Below are 18568 nucleotides of genomic sequence, written 5' to 3' on the forward strand. Positions count from 1 at the left end.
GCTATTTTACGACATCTATACAATCACTCGCCACTCCTTGATGCCCTATCCCTCTCACCATGAGGCACGGGCAAAGCGTACGTCCTGTACGTAAAAAAGCCAGCAAATGCTGCTGGCTTTTATTAACAAGGTGTCCCGTCCTGAAATGTGTTTACACATTTAGGACTTGTTATGAGAAGTACAGATAAACAAAGAGTTAAACGAACTCAAAGAGATTACACGCTGGGCTTTAAATTAGCCGTAGTTGAGCAAGTAGAAAAAGGCGACTTTACATATAAGCAAGCCCAGCGACATTATGGCATTCAAGGTAGAAGTACGGTTCTAACTTGGTTACGAAAGCATGGTAAGCTGGATTGGTCGAAACCAATTAGTATGCCTGATATGCCCAAATCAAAAGATCAAACGTCTAGAAAAAGAAATAGCAGACCTAAAGCTTAAAAATGATGTCATGGAAGGCATGGTTGATATTATGGATAATGAGTATGGGGCTGGTATTCGAAAAAAGTATTACGCCAGTATCTCTGGCGAGAAAAAGAAACAAGAAGAATAAAATTAGCGACGGTATGTCGAGCATTTGGTATTTCGCGGCAAAGTGTTTATCAGGCGATTAAACGAAGTGAAGCAAAACGCCTCACACTGGCGCCTGTTAAAGAGTTAATTGGCCATTGGCGAAAGTATATGCCACGAGTAGGCACTCGCAAGCTATACAAATTGATAAAGCCTGATTTAATGAAGCGTGGTATAAAGCTTGGCCGAGATGGTTTGTTTACTTACCTCAGGCTTGAAGGTTTACTTGTAAGCCCAAGGAAAAATTATACTAAAACCACGAACAGTAAACATTGGATGCGTAAGCACCCAAACTTGCTTAAAGAGCACAAAGCAACGAAAGCCGAAGAGGTGCTTGTTAGTGATATTACGTATCTAAAATCGGACGAAGGGACTCATTATCTATCACTGACAACGGATGCTTACTCACGCAAAATAATGGGGTATGAGTTAAGTGATGAAATGAAAGCATCGGATGTGGTTAAGGCGTTAAATATGAGTATCGGTAACAAAAGATATTCACATCAGGCAATTCACCACTCAGACAGGGGCTTACAATATTGCTCGGATGAATATCAACAGGTATTAAACAAACATGGAATTAAGCCATCAATGACTGATGGATATGACTGTTACCAGAATGCACTAGCAGAGCGAATTAACGGTATTCTCAAGCAAGAATTTTTACTGTATCAATGTAAAGGTATTGCCGAGTTAAAGCAGCTCGTCGATGAATCAATTTACATATACAATGAAATGAGACCGCACTTAAATTTAGAAATGAAAACGCCTAATCAAGTGCATAATGAAAAAGGCCAATGATAAAAATCACTGGCCTTCAAAAACCGTCAACTTATTTTAGGACGGGACAAGGACAAGGGCTAACAGAAAATTACTGTGTAACCGCTTCCGCCTGCTCACCCACTTCTGGTGCTGGCTCTGGCTTTTGAATTTCTAATAATTCAATTTCAAAATTCAGTACTGAGTTACCCGGAATGCGCGGCGGGTTACCCATCGGGCCATAGGCTAAATCTGAAGGAATTGTAAACTTGTACTTAGCACCTACCGACATTAACTGAACGCCTTCAGTCCAACCGCGAATAACGCGATTTAGTGGGAATACCGCTGGTTGGCCGCGATCCACTGAGCTATCGAACTTATCACCGTTAATTAAAGTACCTGTGTAGTGTACTTTTACCGTGTCAGTTGCCGTTGGCTTTTCGCCCTCAGCTGGGGTAATAATTTCGTACTGGATACCTGATTCAGTGGTCATCACACCTTCGCGTTTCGCATTTTCTTCAAGGTACTTTTGGCCTTCTGCTAATGCATCTTCCGCTTGTTTGGCGATTTGCGCTTGTTGCTTTTCTTTCATTTGTTGATCAAGCGACATTAGCAAGGCTTGAATTTCTTCTTGAGGCAGTTGTGATTTGCCTTCTAAGCTTTCCACAAAGCCTTTTACGATAAGCTCTTTGTCTAACGCTAAACCTAACTTTTCATGCTCAGCTAGATTACGCTCCATGTACATACCAATTGACGCGCCTAAACCATAAGCTTGCTTGTCAATTTCCGCTTCCAAAACTGGCGCTTGTGCTGCCACTGGGTCTTCTTTTTTAGCTTCTTGACAGCCAAATACAGACACCATTGCAATTGCAACCAAAGTCGGTTTAAACAATTTCATTTAATACTCCAAAGTTGAACATAACTCAAACACAACAGTACAGACCGAGGTGATTTTTATTATTCTATTCAATCGCGTGAAAAAACACTTATACTAACGGCTATTGTGGTCAGAAAAAAGTATTAAATATTGATGTTAGCTAATCGCTTGTTTTCGCTTTGTAAAATTGCCATTTTGCCGCTGTTTTTAAGCGCTTGTCAGCCGAGTGATTCACAGCCAATTGAGCGTTGGCGTCACGCCGCAGAAGGCGCTCGCGCAGCCGACATTGCTAACGATGGTAAACTTAGTGTCGTCTCTTCTATTCATCACGGTATTAGTGTTTGGGATCTCGACAAAAACGCCCTCAAATACACTTGGTCACAGCAGCAAGACAACGCCGACAATTTAGTACTGGCCATTGATATTGCCGACAACAACTCACATGTGATCACCGCCAACAGCGAAGCTTTCTCGCTGTGGAACGTGGAAACGGGTGAATCGGAAGGGTTTTATCAAGTCAGTGAATCACGCATTCGCGATATCGCTATTGCTAACAACGGTAACTATCTGCTTATCGGTCAGTCCAACGGTAAAGTGGTTCATGTCACTATGGCTGACGGCCGTCGCCTCGAATTTTTAGGCCATAGTGAAAAAGTGAATACGGTAGATATGCTACCTAACGGTCGGGTTGCCATCTCTGGTGGTAACGATTTTGTTGCCTATGTTTGGGATACTCAGTCAGGGCAGGTAATCTACCAATTCAACCACCCAAGTCGCGTCACTAAAGTCGCGCTTGACCCACAAGGGCGCTATGCCTTTACTGCCGACAGTAAAAAAGATGCGCATATTTGGAATTTGAAAACCGGCAAGTTGGTTAACAGCTTAAAATATACGAATCGCCAAGAAGTTTTTAGCTCAGTACGCTTCTCGCCTGATGGCACTCAACTCCTCACTGGCGCGCCAACACGTAAAGTGAGTTTATGGAATATTGGGACAGGGCAACGCATTGCCAGTTGGCGGGTAACCCCTCGCGAAGATATTCGCCCTGCTGGTGCCGTTGTTTACAGTGCCGCTTTTCGCGATAATAGTACCTTTATTACTGAAAGCTCCTCTGGATTCGCCGAACTATGGCCACTACCCCAATAACTGCTGATAACCCTAGCGGTTCACATCAAGCAATGGAAGCGTTAGAACAACGCATTGAAGCGCTAGAAGCGAAAAACGCGTTTCAAGAAGATTTAATTGAACAATTAAACCAAGAAATTACCATTCATCAAGCGGCAATCGCTGAAATGAAGGAACACCTGCACCTTGTTGCACAGCGCGTAAAAGACATGGCGCCAAGTAATGTAATGAAGGCGGAAGATGAGCCACCGCCGCCACATTATTAATGTGTCACGCCAACATAGGTATTCGCAAAAGCCAGCGTTAACGCTGGCTTTTTTATGGTTAAACACTATTCCGGTTTAAAAATACCAATCATTTGTTCGCTCTCACGCACTTGCTTTTCAACATGCGCTTCGGGCTGTGTCATTTGCTCACCACAACTCACACAAGTCACTTTCTCAATACCATTTTCTTTGGTTAATGCCATGGTATCCATTGCCTTACAGCTCGGGCAAACGGCGCCCGCAATAAATCGTTTTTTCACATTCGTTCTCTTTATCGTACGGCTTACTGTACCTCTTACCTTACTTCGCCTGCATTTTAACTTGAAAGCGACTGGGGGGAAAAGCGACAATAGCGCCAATTTTATAAAGTAGTACTAATTGGAACGCGCACTTGATCACTGCCCAAGACTTAGATGTTTACCGAGGCTCAAAAGCCTTAATTACCGATGCCACGTTTACTGTCCACGCCAAACATAAAGTTGGCCTAGTCGGTGCGAATGGCTGTGGCAAGTCATCACTATTTTCCGTGTTACTGGGCGGCCTTTCACCGGATAAAGGCGAGCTAAAAATGCCCGCTAAATGGCGAATCGCCACGGTAAAACAAGAAACCCCAGCCTTAGACGTAAGTGCACTGGACTATGTCATTGATGGCGACACTGAATATCGCGCCATTGAAGCCGAGCTTGAGCAAGCTCGTCTCGCCGATAATGGCACCTTAGAGGCGAGCCTATTAAACCAGCTAGAAACCATTGATGGCTATAGCCTCCCCGCGCGTGCTGGCGAATTGCTGCACGGCTTGGGATTTAGCCAAACGGAACTAAGTCAGCCAGTGAAAAGCTTCTCTGGTGGCTGGCGCATGCGCCTCAACTTAGCACAAGCATTGATTAGTCGAGCCGACTTATTGTTGCTGGATGAGCCAACCAACCACTTAGACCTTGATGCCGTCATTTGGCTACAGCGGTGGTTAAAGCGCTTTGATGGCACGCTAGTACTAATTTCTCACGATCGTGACTTTCTCGACGATGTGGTTGGGCAAATTCTGCATATCGAGCGCCAAAGTGCCAAGTTGTACTCGGGCAATTACACCGCGTTTGAGCGACAGCGCGCTGAGCATTTAGCCCAGCAAGACGCCGCTTACCAAAAACAGCAACGAGAAGTAGCTCATTTAACCAAATTTGTTGATCGTTTCCGCGCGAAAGCCAGTAAAGCGAAGCAAGCGCAAAGCCGTTTAAAGCGCCTGCAAAAGTTACCTGACTTGGCCCCAGCCCATGTTGATAGCCAGTTTACTTTTAGCTTCGAGCAACCTGAGCATTTACCTTACCCACTGCTGTCAATTACAGATACTGACTGCGGCTATGGTGAAACCCGTATTTTAGCGCAAGCGAATATCACCTTAGTACCAGGCACACGTTTGGGGTTATTAGGGCGAAATGGCGCGGGTAAATCGACCTTGATTAAGTCATTAGCCGGTGAGCTCGCCTTGCTGAGCGGCGAGCGTTTCTGCGCACAAGATTTAAATATTGGCTATTTTTCTCAGCATCAACTGGAGCAACTTCACGGCAGTTCAACCGCACTTGAGCATATCTTGCGTGACGCGCCGCATTTTGGTGAACTCGATGCCCGTAATTATCTAGGGCGTTTCGGTTTTAGCGGCGATCAGGCGTTGGCACAAGCCAGTACGATGTCGGGTGGTGAAAAAGCGCGACTTGTGCTCGCGCTGATTGTTTTGGCCAAGCCACAACTGCTGCTGCTGGATGAGCCCACTAACCACTTAGATTTGGAGATGCGCCAAGCCTTAGTGATGGCGCTGCAAGACTTCCAAGGGGCGATCATTCTCATTGCCCATGATCGTTATTTATTAGAATCTTGTGTTGACGAATTTTTATTGGTTGGGCAAGGCAAAGTCACCAATTTTGACGGTGACATCGACGATTACCAGCAATGGTTAAATGATGATAAAAAATTCACCAAAGCACAAACGGCTGAGCCTAAATCAGCGCAAAGCCCCAGTGTCGATAAAAAACAGCAGCGTCAGCAACAGGCTGAGCTACGCAAGCAAGCTGCACCACTGAAAAAGCAGGTAGACAAGCTCAACAAGCAGATGGCGCAGTGGCAAACTGAACTTGACGAGGTCGAGGCCATTCTTGCCGATGGTGAAATTTATCAGTCAGACGACAAAGCCAAGCTATCAAGTTTACTCAAACAACAAGCAGCGTTGACGGGGCAGATCGGTGATGCCGAAATGGAATGGCTTGATTTGGAAGAAAAAATTGACGCGATCATGAATCCAATCGCGTAAGATAAAGATAACACAATGATCTCTAACGCGAAATTGCTTTGTTTTTACGGCACTTTGATAGTGCTTTGCTACACTAAACAATAACGCGTTCATTTACGACAAGAGAGTTATTATGAACAAACTTAACCTTGCTAGCCTAACGCTAGTGCTGTCAATATCCTCGCTATCAACCTTAGGCGCTGACTTAAAATCTGGCATTTATGAACTCAATCGCGGCCAGTTTAAAGCCGCTATGGCGGAGTTTCAGCCCTTGCTTGAAGAAGGCTACGCCCCTGCACAATACCAAGTGGCCATGATGTATAAAAATGGTTGGGGAATGCGCAAAAATTTGCAAAAGTCATATCAGTTACTGACGCTTGCAGCCGATCAAAATTACCCTGACGCACAATTTGAGCTGGCCTTGATGTACACCGAAGGTGAGCCCGTAGAAAAAAACGCTAAGAAAGCTTTTGAACTCACTAAAAAGGCCGCCGATAAAGGACTAGCTAGCGCACAGTTCAATCTAGGGGTTATGTATGCAGAAGGAACCGGTACTTATCGCGATAACACAAAAGCCGTGCGTGAATACGAAAAAGCAGCACGTCAGAACTATGCACTGGCACAATTTAACCTTGCCCTGATGCACTTTGAAGGAAAAGGCACAGAAAGAAGCCTATTCCAATCGTATATTTGGAATACCATTGCATCGCGCAATGGCTACAAACCGGCTGAGAGTAGTCGCGTGCTCGACGAGCGCAAATTAGGCGTAGAGCAGATTAAAAAAGGCCGAGAAGAAGCCGACAGTCTCTATCGCAACTTGCTTGCCCAAGCCGAAATCAGAGCAAAGAACAGTCAATAATTAATCAATTTTAACGGGCATTATTGATCTACATCACAAACCTATTCTGCTCCTTATTTACAATAGCAATCAGTAACAAATAAGGAGCATGTCATGGACATTCTTAAATCATTCTTTAACGACCCTGTGTTCTGGTTCTCTTTTGGCGGCTTGGCTATCGTACTCGCTATTTGTACCTTCTACGTTTACTTCTTCTTGAAGAACATTGCTGAAGATAAGTAAATTTATCAGCTTAAACATAGGCTTACTAACAAGTTTTGAGGTTGGTTAACAAGCGTAAAATTCACGTACATTTTTTAAACATTTTCTGTACTAGCTTTGCTATAATGGAGCTTAACTCAGATAACTTGACTTTGAAAACATGGTGTCGTCGTTATGATCTCTGTTAACCAACAATCCTCTTCGCTCAGCTTTATTGAGCAGCAGCGTCAACGTCAAGAAGAAGCACAAGAACAGCTTTCTTCTGCTCGCCGTATTAACCGAGCGGCTGACGATCCTGCGGGCCTGCAAATATCAGAGCGATTAACCTCGCAAATTAATGGTGACAGACAACTGAGCGTAAACGCTCAGGATCAAATCAACCTAAACAATGTGCAAGAAGCCAGCTTGTCTGCTATTTCAGATAGCTTACAGCGCGCCAATGAACTTTCGGTGCAATCTGGTAGCGCATTCAATGATCCAAACGCTATTCAAGGTGAGCTCGACCAATTAACCGAACAGGTAAATGCGATTGCCGGTGAAGCACTGGGTGATCCAAATTTCTTATCCGGTTTAGACGCAAGTGACCCTGCAGCAACACAAGCGGCACTGGAAACGGCCTTTGAAAGTGTTAGCCAGCAAGCAACGGCACTGGGTGCCGATAGCAATAGCTTAGGCAGCCAAGTGAGCACTTACGAAACATCCGTTGTGAATGTCAGTGCATCGCGCTCACGCATTCAAGATACGGATTTCGGGCAAGCTAGCTCAGAGCAAAAACAAGCGGAAGCACAACTGCAAGCGGCAATAATTACACGCCGTGAAGAAGATTCGCGCCGTGGCCTGCTCGTTAACCAACTGGTCTAATTAACGTGTTGAAGCGTTCGCTTAATCATTTCGTTTAATCAGGTTAAGCCAGCAGTTTTCTAAACAGTTAAGATCCGTATAATAAAGCTTATCCATCATCATTATGGGTAGGCTTTTTTGTTTATTCCGCTCAACATTCATGATCACAACTAGCAACTTTAAACCTGCATGGTGGCTGCGTAACGCTCACCTGCAAACCATTCTGGCGAAGTTTTTCAGAAAAAAACAATGGATCGCGCTGCACAAGTCAAGCCTTGAAACCCCGGACGATGATTTTATCGATCTTGCGTGGACAGCACTACCAGAGCGCAATAATACCAAACCCATTGTAGTGGTGCTACACGGCTTAGAAGGCTCGGCAGATAGCCATTATGCCAAGGGAATGCTAAGCGCGATCAAAGCCCGTGGCTGGATAGGATTATTGATGCACTTTCGCGGTTGCAGTGGTCGTCCAAACCGTCAGGGACGCTCTTACCACTCAGGTGATACGCGTGACATTAGTTTTTTATCTGAGTGGTTACACAACCTCTATCCACAAGCACCAAAGGCCGCGGTTGGCTTTTCCTTGGGTGGCAATGTGCTAACCCGCTATCTTGCTGAGCAGCAAAATCATCCCTATCGAGCAGCAACCGTTATCTGTGCTCCGCTCGATTTAACCAGTTGTAGCCGTCACATCGCTAAAGGTAGCTCGCGAATTTATCAAAAATACTTAGTGGATATGTTAAAAGCCAACACACTCGTGAAGGTTGAACAGCAACTATTGCCTCAAATTTGCCCGACAAAACTTGCCAAAGTAAGTGAACTTTGGGACTTTGATCATATGGTGACAGCGCCCATCAACGGCTTCGCCAGCGCCGAAGACTACTACCACAAAGCTAGCGGTAAGCCAGTAATGAGTGATATTCATGTGCCATGCTTGTTTATTCACGCTGCCGACGATCCTTTTTTGGATCACGAGCAGATTGTGCCAAAACAAACCTTGCCTGAGCATATTCAATTTGAAATCAGTAAAAAAGGCGGACACGTTGGCTTTATCAGTGGCAATAATCCCTTTAAGCCTGATTACTGGTTAGAGCAACGGGCGCCAGACTATTTGAGTGAATTTCTATGATTATCCCCTACCAAGAAATCCAGCCAGAAACCTTGACCAAGTTAATTCAAGAGTTTGTACTGCGTGAAGGCACAGATTACGGCTTAGAAGACGTCGAGTTAACGCAGAAAATTGCCCAAGTTAAACAGCAGCTAGTCACTGGCCAAGCGGTTATTGTTTACTCTGAGCTTTATGAAACGGTAAATATTATGCCAAGTACAAACGTCGACCAATATTTATCCCAACCGGAATAATCACTGGCCGAGAGTAGATTGTTTAATGCTATTCGAGCGTGACCATCTGATCACATATCGGCATCCTGTCTCTGGCATTTTCCTCCGATAAGGCATAACGAATGCCCTAAACATTGCTACTGTTTGACATCCTGTCACCGCGGCATACCGTATGTCCTAGACATCGCCACTCTTTGATGTCCTGTCACCGTGGCATACCGTACTTCCTGTACATAAAAGCCAACTTTACGTTGGCTTTTAGAACATTTTTAGCCACGTTAGCTATTATTCCCCAGAAGTAATTGTAATTTCGCCTATTTTATTATTTTCAATGTCCTCTTCGGTAAAGCGAAGTGGTCTTAATTGCGGCTGCTGAGAATAAAGCATGGTTTGATCTAAATTGTGATCTGCGCCAAACGCATGTGATTGCGAATAGCTTAACAAGCCACGAGCTACCGGCCCTTCATCAGTAAAGTTCACCACTGTCATCCAGCTACTACCATAATTAATGTGGTAGCCTTCACCTTCGACACTCATCATGGTATTTGGCAGCGTTGGGTAAGTATGGCGTGGTAATAAAGTACCATTATTACTGGTAGCCGCTCTAAAGACGTTAAAACCACCTTCAATATTATGCGCCCCTGCCCATGGAATTTTCACGCCGGTTGCTTGCCCATCAGGTGTACTACGTTCCACAAACTGAACCGTACCTAGCACCTCGTCTAACGCTACGCCAGCTGACTCTACCGTCATAATTGCCCGTGCAAACTGAGTTAACACCTCAGGCGTTGCCGCCAATGTATTGGGCGTTGTAATAGGATTAGCCGGATCGAAATCATTTTGCCATTGCGGCGCGAGATTAAACTGAAAAGCAAATTCGCGGAACAGGTGACCGGCACTGCTATTTAGGTTCATTGTGCCATCCCATTGCGCCAATGCACTGCAGCCCGCGCTAATATCGATATTTTGGCCATCAACATTAACGGGCGTATTGCCCTGATTTTGACACATGGTGAGTAAGTCGCTAAGAACTGCTTCACCCAAATAATTGCGATTACCGAGCAGCGCTTGTTCCACTTCTTCTGGGGTAAACAAACCGTCACTGCCAGCTGCGTCTGCTAACAATTTATGCGCCATACGCGAACGCAATGATTGTTGATTATCCACTTGCCCATAAAGCGGTGAAACGCCTGTAATTGGCGCCTGTGCATTCGTTAGCCAAAAGCTGTCGTTAGAGTTTTGCACATAGTCAGTGCCTGAATACTTAGGTGCTTGTTCATAAGGAACAGGGCGATCAAAATCAAACGCCGAAATAAACGCTGGTAAAACGGTAAAACCTGCTTGTTGTTTGGCGCCAATCAATAACGGGTTGGTCGTTAACTCAGTGATCGCAGTATCGGTTAAAAACGGTACGGTTGAATCATCAATGTAAAAGACATTGCCTTCTCGATCCGCTGCCATAGTATTGTTAAAAATAACACCATCGTGATCTCTAAACGCTTGCTTAAACTCGTCCATATTAGTGGCAAGGTTCATCGCCAGCCAATGGTCGACAATATCCAAATTGGCGGTGTTGGCATCTTTAATTGCGTATGCGTCGCCATCTGGTCCCCATTCAAAAGCTCCCGGTACAACAACCATAGGCCCTTGATGAGTTGCGTAACTATTTTTGGCAAGTTGTATGGTTTGCCCCGGCGCCACGGCAACATCAATCACTAATTCACGACGAGTGATCGGACGGTTTACCCCATCGACCACTTGTGACAACTGACTTGGGTCGCCATCGTTTAGCGTCAACTGATACAAGACAAAATGCTCAGCGGTCGAAAACGTATGTGTCCAGGCAACATTTTCATTAAAACCGATATTCACAACGCCTGGCACGCCCATTAGCGAGCCGCCCATAACATTCATATAACCCGGAATAGTTGAGTGAAATTGCCAGAATCTGAGATTGCCGGTATGGGGAAAGTGAGGGTTTGCCAAGACCATACCTTTACCGTTAGCGGTTCTGTCTTTACCTAGCCCCCAGCCATTAGAGCCAAGCTCTTGTTCGTTTATCTCTGGCATCGTCACTTTCGGGTTAATTTTAAAAGGCAATTCTTCAGCAGCTGCTTTCGCCGCTTTACTCCCCTTTGGAAAGGGTAAAAACGATTCACCTTGAGGCGCAGCAGCAAACATGGCGCCTAAGAAGTTCGCTGCACCGGGTAAATGGGCAATCCCCAAGGAATATGTGAGCATGTCGAGATCGCTAATTGGCTGCACCCAAGGTTGGCCAGCACAAGCTGGATCAATATTCTCTACGCCCGTATCAGCAAGATATTTGTTGTAGCCCTGGGCATAGCCTGACAGCATTGCCTGCGAGTTAGTCGACATGCCGCGAATACTATTCTGGGCGATATTGCGAATATCTAAGGTAAGGAAACCAAAATCACTGATTAAGTGTTCTGAATCGCCAGATCCAGGCACCATATCAGGGCCATAGTATTTAGCGCGCTCCGAGTTATATTTAAGAATTTGATCCGCCAAAATACAGATATTATCTCTGGCAAACGCATAGCCAACGCCATAAGCTAAGCTTTCTAAATTATCGGCTTTAACGTGCGGCACCCCAAAGTCTGTCCAACGAATATTGGCGCTAAGCTGACCTTCCGGCGCAAAAGCCGGTACCACATCAACGGGCATTGGTGGCTGCGGAACTTCTGGTGTCGGCGGCTCAAAACTGGACTGACTATTATACGTAAAATCGCCATTGCCACAGGCGCTCAATAGCATTGAAAAAGACAGTAATGAGATTGGTTTCAGCAGCCTGAGCTTACTCAAACCTTTTACAGATGAGTTAAGTGATATCAAAGTATGTTCCTCTTATGTTTGTGCCGTGTTGTCTTTGTATGTATTTGTATGTCTTTTATTTTTTAGGTTGATGTAGGCATTTCCCCAAATGCCATACATGAATTATTTTGTAGCATAGCGACTTAAATTGCTCAAATAAGCACCACTAATAGCCAACTATTCGCTATTTAAGGGGAAGTCGTGAACAGTCAAAACACAACAAGCAGTGCCTTTGTTTAAGAAAGACTGAGGAAGCGTGACTAACAACCACACAAAGTGCTCATATCAATCCGCATGATAGTGCGACTCATTTACTTTACTTAAAAAGCTAATTTGGTTAGGGTCAGCGATAAGAAGTACGACTAAGCCGTTGGTTGCAGGGAAGTAAAATGAATAAAAAGGCATTATGGGGCTTAACCTTAGGTGCATTAACCTTAGTTTCAACAGCTTATGCTGACGAAGAGAACTTATCGCCTTTTGTCCAAGAATTGCTCCTGAGCAACAGTGGCGATAATCAAGCGCATGGCGAGTGGCAATGGGCTGTCTCCAATCAATACCTTAGGCAACCAGCAAGTAAATTATCCATACTCGCTACCGAGCTCGAATACGGCATAAGCTCTCGATTAACCTTAGGTTTGGAATTGCCTTACGCTTATCTCAAGCCTGATCAAGACAAGCATATCAATGGCATTGGTAATGTCGAGGTAAGCGCCTTGTATAGGCTATTAGCCCAAGATAATTACTACTTATCCCTAGCTGTAGAAAAATCTTTTGATACCGCTGCAACTGAGGTCGCGGATACTCAAGAAGATGGCTGGGAAGTTGATCTGATTTATTTGACCCAAATTGCCAGCAACCACCAACTCAAAACTTCTTTTATCACCGAATTTGAAGACGATGAAAGCAGATACCAAGTGGCTATCGCTTGGCTCTATCAGCACGCAGCGCTTGCCACAGCCGTCGAACTAAACTGGTATGATGCGGTTGAACATGAAGTACAAGAAAACCCGGTGCAGCAAACAGAAAATGATGACCAAGCATGGCAAATTGCGCTCAGCGCAGTTTGGCAATATGACAATGACCAAGAAGTTCAGTTAGGTATACCTATTGGTCTAAGTAGCAATATCGCCGGTTGGGGAGTTACGGTTATCTGGTCAATCGAATGGGAATAATACGGCCGCTTTGACAAGCCCTTTGAAAGATGGCCGAAACCTTCCCTCAAATCAAGGCCACTAATTTATCTAAAATCAATAAATAACGGAAAAGCTATTGATATTTTTCGTGATTATTTCTATTGTCTTTATAGAAGTTACACCGTCTTAGCAAGGAGCGCTTTTACATTGCCAGGCCAAACAACGCTATCCAAACAGCTAAGAAAACGCGCTGGCATTGAACTTATTATTGCCTCCTTAATCGTGATAGGGATAACCCTTATCACCTTAGTCGCTGACATTGATGCGTTTGAATGGTTATTTGAATTTACTCGAGCACATGAAGAATGGGATCTCGATGAAGTAGTACTTTTTATCTTTTATTTAGGCGTCATTGGCAGTATCTATACGTTTAGACGCTTGCAAGATATCAAAAGGCTAAACCAACAAATATCCGAACTCGCTTTTTTTGATGAGGTCACTCAATTACCCAACCGCGCGCTGGCGACTGACCGGCTCAACATCTTACTGCACAACTATCAACAGAGCGGTAAAAAGCTGGCGGTAGCTTTTGTTGATTTTGATAATTTCAAAGTTATCAATGACACTTATGGCCATAGCTTAGGTGATTCATTACTCAAGCAAGTGGGTAACCGATTACGCCAGTGTGTTGGTGTCAATGATACGGTTGGCCGACTGGGAGGCGATGAATTTTTACTGCTTATCACGTATGCAGAGCAGGCTGATTTAGAAGTTGTGGCGACAAAATTACGCGAAGTACAACAACGGCCCTACTTACTCGACTTCAATGAGGTCAAAGTCACCTTTAGTATCGGTGTTGCGCTGTATCCAAAAGACGCAACATGCCAAACTGAACTGCTCAAAGCTGCCGATTCCGCGATGTATCACACGAAAAAGCTGGGAAAGGGAGACATTACCTTCTACGACCACCAAATACGTGAACAATTAACACAACGCTATTACATAGAAACAGGTTTAAAAACGGCAATTAGTCAACGTGAATTGCACGTTCAATATCAGCCTCAAGCCAGCCTAAAAACAGAGCAATTAACGGGTTACGAAGCACTCTTACGTTGGCAAAAAGATGGACAGTTTATCAATCCCGCAGAGTTTATTACCATTGCCGAAGAAACTGGGCAAATCGAACAAATTGGCTTTTGGGTACTAGAGCAAGCACTGACTGAAATGCAACCCGTGCTCACTCATGGCCAAACGTTATCGGTCAACCTTTCTCCGCGACAGTTTCACCAAGAGAACTTAGTTCCCCTCATTAGTAATTTGCTCAATAAGCTTGGCTTTCCCGCCGAGCAGCTTGAGCTTGAAATCACCGAGTCAGCGATAATCAGCAATTTCGATAGAGCAATTAGCCTGATATCGGAACTTAAAAAGCTTGGTATTACGATTGCGGTTGACGACTTTGGTACCGGGTACTCTTCGTTAATTCGTCTACGCGATCTAGGTGCCGACCGACTAAAAATAGATAAGCATTTTATTAACAGACTGAATCACTCCGACAAAGACGAACAATTGGTCAAATATATTATAATGCTGGCGCAAAACATGGATCTGAATGTCGTTGCAGAAGGCGTTGAGACACCAGCCCAATTAGCCAAATTAAGAGAGTTAGGCTGCGATGCGATACAAGGTTACCTGTACGCCCGCCCAATGCCGATTGCTGAGCTATTAAAAAACAAACAAGGTGATCTACTGTACCCGTTGGCTAACGCTAAGCAAGGTTGATAGGCTTGTCTCGCAGGGTTAGTTTGTTTGGTATTCAAACACTAAGTTAAACGTAACAGGAACGGTATTGCTAATAAGATTTAGCCCTGCGATTGCTCGCAGTTTCTCTATGCCGGCAACTAAGCCATATTGATTGGCATTTAACAATACTGGCTTAACCGTATTAACAGCAAAGCGATTGCTCGCCAGTTTGATCAGTTGCACTTTCGTTGTTACCGCCTGCTTATTGCCATGAAGGCGAATATCACCCGCTAACGGCAAATACTTAATTTGCCCAACAGGTAAAGCTTCAATAAAACGAATATCGACCTTGCCGGTGAATTCAGCTGTAGTAAAGCGATCAAGTTCAAATAACAACTTCTGCATTCGCTGATCGCGAATTGCGATGGCGGTATTAACACTGGCAAGGTTGATATGAAAACTCACCTGCCCTTGAGCATTGATGTCACCACTAAGGCTCTCAAAGCTGTGCGTTTCCGCAATATCGCTATTTTTCGTCGTCACAAAACTAAGTTGAGACGCTTCATCGCTTAATTGCCAGCCAGCAAATGTCGGCAGCGTAACCAGCAAACTGAACAGAGCCGAAAAAGTTGTTAAAGTAACTAAACGTCGCATCACTATTCCTTGAAGTTGATTGTTGTAGCGCTTTTTGCGCTCACGCTTACAATCGCGTAAACCATCATTAAAGCTCGCGCTCGGCACGATGTGGTTTAATGATCTCTTGCCATGGAAACTCACCAGCCCCCAAGCTTAAAAAATCTGGATTCATTAACGAGTGGCGTTCATTGTAGCTCAGCGGTTGAAACTCACTATCGATGATCGTGCCACCAGCTTGCTCCAAAATACATTGGCTAGCGCCCGTATCCCATTCACCCGTTGGACCAATACGCAAATAGCAATCAGCACCACCCTCAGCAATTAAACAATTTTTCAGCGAACAGCTACCCAAAGCAATATACTCAAAATTGAAGTTGGTATTTAAGTATTGCCCCATTAAGCCAAGCTCTTGGCGACGGCTAATCGCCACTTTTACTGGCCGTGACTGATCATAATGCGCAACGTGAATCTGTTTACTCGATTGCCCGTTGTCTTTAAAGGCGCCAAAGCCTTGTTCAGCGTAGTAAGTTAGGTGATGATCTGGTGCGTGAATAACGCCAATAACAGGCCAGCCGTTTTCGACTAACGCGATATTAACGGCAAAATCGCCACTGCCAATAATAAACTCACCCGTGCCATCTATGGGGTCAAGCAACCAGTATCGTTGCCATTGGCTGCGTTCCGCTAAAGGCAATGCACCTACTTCTTCAGAAATAATCGGAATATCTGGCGTTAAGCGCTTTAGCTCAGCCATAATTGTGGCGTTTGCAGCTAAATCAGCGCTCGTCACCGGGCTGTCATCAGCTTTCATCTCTGCGGTGAAATTGCGCTTTCGATAAAACGACATCACTTCCTCGCCTGCGAGCTTTGCAGTATCTATTGCGATTTTTAACAATGGACTTAGCGAGTGTTGTTGTGTCATTTTAACTCCTGTTGTTTCGTCAACTGATCGCGCACTAACATCAACGCAGCAATTGAACGAGCTTCGTTGAAATCGCCTTGGCTCAGCAGTGATTGATAGTCTGCTAGCGGCCAAGTGACCACTTCCAACGGCTCAGGTTCATCACCTTCCAGTTTCGACGGGTATAACCCGGTGGCGAGATAGATTTTCATATGCGCGTTAAAAAATGCCGGTGCCATTGCAACATCGTGAATATGCACGAGCTGCTCTGCGCCATAGCCTATCTCTTCTTGCAGTTCGCGATTCGCTGCTTGCTCACCGCTTTCGCCAGCGTCAATCAGCCCTTTTGGAAAACCCAATTCGTAACTGTGCGTACCGGCGCAGTATTCTCTGACCAATATCATGGTATCTTTGTCAAGCATAGGAACCACCATAACGGCACCGCGACCAGCCCCCGCCATGCGCTCGTATTCACGAGTTTGGCCATTGCTAAACGCTAGATCAATTTGTTCAATCGCGAAAAAACGACTTTTCGCCACCATGCGACGATCCGTAATTTCAGGTAAGCGGTTTTTTATAGTCATAATACCTAGTGAGTATAGCTAAGCGAAAGTTGGTTATGCACACAACCTATTGTCGTTATAATGCCATAATAAGATGTTTTCATGGAATAAATCTATGCTCGATTGGTCAGAAATTTCAACCGTACTGCTGGATATGGACGGAACGATCCTCGATCTTCATTACGACAACCGATTTTGGTTAGAGCACTTACCCAAACGCTATGGCGAAAGTGTCGGCATATCAACAGACGAGGCGCGTGCCAAACTCACCGATCATTATCAAAAGGTGCACGGCACCATAGCCTGGTATTGCCTGGATTATTGGGCTGAGCAAACTCAGCTGCCCATTACCGAATTAAAACGCGAGTTAATGCACTTAATTGCTCTGCGCGAAGACGCTGATGAGTTTTTACGTGCATTGCGCAGCAGTGGCCGCCGCGTGGTGATGGTGACCAATGCCCACCCCGGCAGTTTATCACTTAAAATAGAGCGCACTCAGCTCGATAAGTATTTTGACAAGCTATACTCGACCCATGAATTTGGTGTGAGTAAAGAGTCACAATCGCTATGGCAACAATTACAGGTGGTTGAACGGTTTGATTGTCAACAAACCCTGTTTGTTGACGACAGTCTGCCGATTTTAGACTCGGCCAAAACCTTTGGCATTAAACATTTATTGGCAGTGGCAAACCCAGATAGCCAGCAGCCTGCTCGAACTATTGTTGATTACCCTGCCATTACTGACTATCGAGTGCTGACTAAGGCGATATTGGCGAATCCGATCATTGATAACGCGTAGAGTAATGACAGGTAAACCGCAGCAGCTAAGCTAATCGCCAGCAGAAAATGAACTGCGCGTTATCCGCTGCTAGAACTTGAGTGCGTAGCGGCCTTGCGCATCTGGATTACCAAGGAAAGGTAAGACTTCACGTAACTGCGCTGGGAAGTTGTTACCCGGCGTTAAGTAGCCTTGACCGGAGAGTTGACCATTTAAGCCAACCAGTGCGGTGTATTGCAGCCCCAAGCGATTATTAGGCAGCACTTTGACCGCTAGCTTGCCTTGCTGGCACGATAGCTCAGCCGTAAAGCTGCCCAGTTCAATGCTTTGTTCGAGGGCATTAACCGCAGCGCGCTGCCAAGTCAGTTGGCCTTGACCATGCTGACATTGATCGCCCACCAAAATGAGTTCGTCGAGTATTAACTCCGCTTGCCCAAACGCATCAAGTGGGATCGGCAAGGGCAATAACGGGACAATTTCGCTGGCTGGCATCTGCACGGATAAATTTTCAACGCTAAGTGCATCACTGCTTAATAATACTTGCCCCTGCCCTTGTGGTCCGTCACTTAAACGGCTGCCAAATTTGACATCAGCGCCTAATGACAAGGTCAGCAATGACCAAGGACTGACAGCAACATCGACTTGGTGAACAGTCACCCCTTGATATCGCACGGCACTAATTTTCGGTGACCAAATCGTATCGCTCACTTCACCCAGCGCCAGCCCTTTGGGTAATTTGTTGTGGCCGATAACGACAGCGGCAGGCGTTAACGCCACCACAAAAACTAGGTAGGCAGCAACTACCAGTGCTGCAATGGCGATTTTTACTTTTATGGTCATTTTTTCTATTTCTACTTGGCGGAGCGTGA

The 18568-nt window shown here is 45.1% G+C and carries 18 protein-coding genes and 1 pseudogene; 12 read left to right on the forward strand and 7 right to left on the reverse strand.

Going from position 1 to position 18568, the window contains the following annotated elements; all coding sequences use genetic code 11:
* Positions 1–171: 171 nt before the first annotated feature.
* A pseudogene (locus DXX93_RS18975) lies at positions 172–1368 on the forward strand (IS3 family transposase).
* 70 nt (positions 1369–1438) lie between these two features.
* Here the strand turns inward: DXX93_RS18975 and fkpA are convergent.
* The gene (gene fkpA / locus DXX93_RS18980) at positions 1439–2224 is read right to left on the reverse strand and encodes an FKBP-type peptidyl-prolyl cis-trans isomerase (RefSeq protein WP_116009478.1); all 786 of its coding nucleotides are present in this window, start codon (positions 2222–2224) and stop codon (positions 1439–1441) included.
* 132 nt (positions 2225–2356) lie between these two features.
* Between fkpA and DXX93_RS18985 the strand changes: the two genes are divergently transcribed.
* Together DXX93_RS18985 and DXX93_RS18990 are read left to right on the forward strand one after the other, a co-directional pair.
* On the forward strand, positions 2357–3349 hold the full coding sequence (locus tag DXX93_RS18985; protein ID WP_116009479.1) for a WD40 repeat domain-containing protein: 993 nt from the start codon (positions 2357–2359) through the stop codon (positions 3347–3349).
* Entirely contained in the window at positions 3331–3594 is a 264-nt protein-coding gene (locus tag DXX93_RS18990) for a SlyX family protein (RefSeq protein ID WP_220347586.1), read from the forward strand. The genes DXX93_RS18985 and DXX93_RS18990 overlap by 19 nt, the downstream gene beginning before the upstream one ends.
* 65 nt (positions 3595–3659) lie before the next feature.
* Here the strand turns inward: DXX93_RS18990 and DXX93_RS18995 are convergent, their stop codons facing one another.
* Positions 3660–3854 (reverse strand): YheV family putative zinc ribbon protein, encoded by a 195-nt coding sequence (locus DXX93_RS18995; protein WP_116001935.1) that lies wholly within the window; start codon positions 3852–3854, stop codon positions 3660–3662.
* 131 nt (positions 3855–3985) lie between these two features.
* Here DXX93_RS18995 and DXX93_RS19000 point away from each other — a divergent pair, with 131 nt between their 5' ends.
* From DXX93_RS19000 to DXX93_RS19020, 6 genes are all read left to right on the forward strand, one after another.
* Positions 3986–5893: an ATP-binding cassette domain-containing protein gene (locus DXX93_RS19000; RefSeq protein ID WP_116009480.1), complete on the forward strand. Its 1908-nt coding sequence runs from the start codon at positions 3986–3988 to the stop codon at positions 5891–5893.
* Positions 5894–6005: 112 nt separating this feature from the next.
* Positions 6006–6731, forward strand: coding sequence for a tetratricopeptide repeat protein (locus DXX93_RS19005; protein WP_258872717.1), 726 nt, complete (start codon positions 6006–6008; stop codon positions 6729–6731).
* 93 nt (positions 6732–6824) lie between these two features.
* On the forward strand, positions 6825–6953 hold the full coding sequence (locus tag DXX93_RS21070) for a hypothetical protein (RefSeq protein ID WP_258872718.1): 129 nt from the start codon (positions 6825–6827) through the stop codon (positions 6951–6953).
* A gap of 153 nt (positions 6954–7106) precedes the next feature.
* The gene (locus DXX93_RS19010) at positions 7107–7793 is read left to right on the forward strand and encodes a flagellin (protein WP_116009482.1); all 687 of its coding nucleotides are present in this window, start codon (positions 7107–7109) and stop codon (positions 7791–7793) included.
* A 139-nt stretch (positions 7794–7932) separates the two neighbouring features.
* The gene (locus DXX93_RS19015) at positions 7933–8904 is read left to right on the forward strand and encodes a hydrolase (protein WP_116009483.1); all 972 of its coding nucleotides are present in this window, start codon (positions 7933–7935) and stop codon (positions 8902–8904) included.
* On the forward strand, positions 8901–9137 hold the full coding sequence (locus DXX93_RS19020) for a YheU family protein (protein ID WP_116009484.1): 237 nt from the start codon (positions 8901–8903) through the stop codon (positions 9135–9137). Before DXX93_RS19015 ends, DXX93_RS19020 begins: the two co-directional genes overlap by 4 nt.
* 264 nt (positions 9138–9401) lie before the next feature.
* On the opposite strand, the gene DXX93_RS19025 is transcribed toward DXX93_RS19020, so the two are convergent.
* Positions 9402–11891: an acylase gene (locus tag DXX93_RS19025; protein WP_116009485.1), complete on the reverse strand. Its 2490-nt coding sequence runs from the start codon at positions 11889–11891 to the stop codon at positions 9402–9404.
* Positions 11892–12337: 446 nt separating this feature from the next.
* Here DXX93_RS19025 and DXX93_RS19030 point away from each other — a divergent pair, with 446 nt between their 5' ends.
* Both DXX93_RS19030 and DXX93_RS19035 read left to right on the forward strand, forming a co-directional pair.
* Entirely contained in the window at positions 12338–13120 is a 783-nt protein-coding gene (locus tag DXX93_RS19030) for a hypothetical protein (RefSeq protein ID WP_116009486.1), read from the forward strand.
* 168 nt (positions 13121–13288) lie between these two features.
* On the forward strand, positions 13289–14860 hold the full coding sequence (locus tag DXX93_RS19035) for a putative bifunctional diguanylate cyclase/phosphodiesterase (protein ID WP_116009487.1): 1572 nt from the start codon (positions 13289–13291) through the stop codon (positions 14858–14860).
* A gap of 18 nt (positions 14861–14878) precedes the next feature.
* Here the strand turns inward: DXX93_RS19035 and DXX93_RS19040 are convergent, their stop codons facing one another.
* The 3 genes from DXX93_RS19040 to nudE form a co-directional block, all read right to left on the reverse strand.
* Positions 14879–15475: a YceI family protein gene (locus tag DXX93_RS19040; RefSeq protein ID WP_147302725.1), complete on the reverse strand. Its 597-nt coding sequence runs from the start codon at positions 15473–15475 to the stop codon at positions 14879–14881.
* A gap of 67 nt (positions 15476–15542) precedes the next feature.
* Entirely contained in the window at positions 15543–16379 is an 837-nt protein-coding gene (gene cysQ / locus DXX93_RS19045) for a 3'(2'),5'-bisphosphate nucleotidase CysQ (RefSeq protein WP_116009489.1), read from the reverse strand.
* Positions 16376–16942: an ADP compounds hydrolase NudE gene (gene nudE, locus DXX93_RS19050; RefSeq protein WP_116009490.1), complete on the reverse strand. Its 567-nt coding sequence runs from the start codon at positions 16940–16942 to the stop codon at positions 16376–16378. The genes cysQ and nudE overlap by 4 nt, the downstream gene beginning before the upstream one ends.
* A 94-nt stretch (positions 16943–17036) precedes the next feature.
* On the opposite strand from nudE, the gene yrfG reads away from it, so the two are divergent.
* Complete coding sequence (gene yrfG, locus DXX93_RS19055) at positions 17037–17720, forward strand: GMP/IMP nucleotidase (RefSeq protein ID WP_116009491.1); 684 nt, start codon at positions 17037–17039, stop codon at positions 17718–17720.
* 69 nt (positions 17721–17789) lie between these two features.
* Here yrfG and DXX93_RS19060 read toward each other — a convergent pair whose 3' ends face one another.
* Complete coding sequence (locus tag DXX93_RS19060; protein ID WP_116009492.1) at positions 17790–18539, reverse strand: type II secretion system protein N; 750 nt, start codon at positions 18537–18539, stop codon at positions 17790–17792.
* Between the last annotated feature and the right edge of the window lie 29 nt (positions 18540–18568).

The organism is Thalassotalea euphylliae, from assembly GCF_003390335.1.
Taxonomy (GTDB): domain Bacteria; phylum Pseudomonadota; class Gammaproteobacteria; order Enterobacterales; family Alteromonadaceae; genus Thalassotalea_F; species Thalassotalea_F euphylliae_B.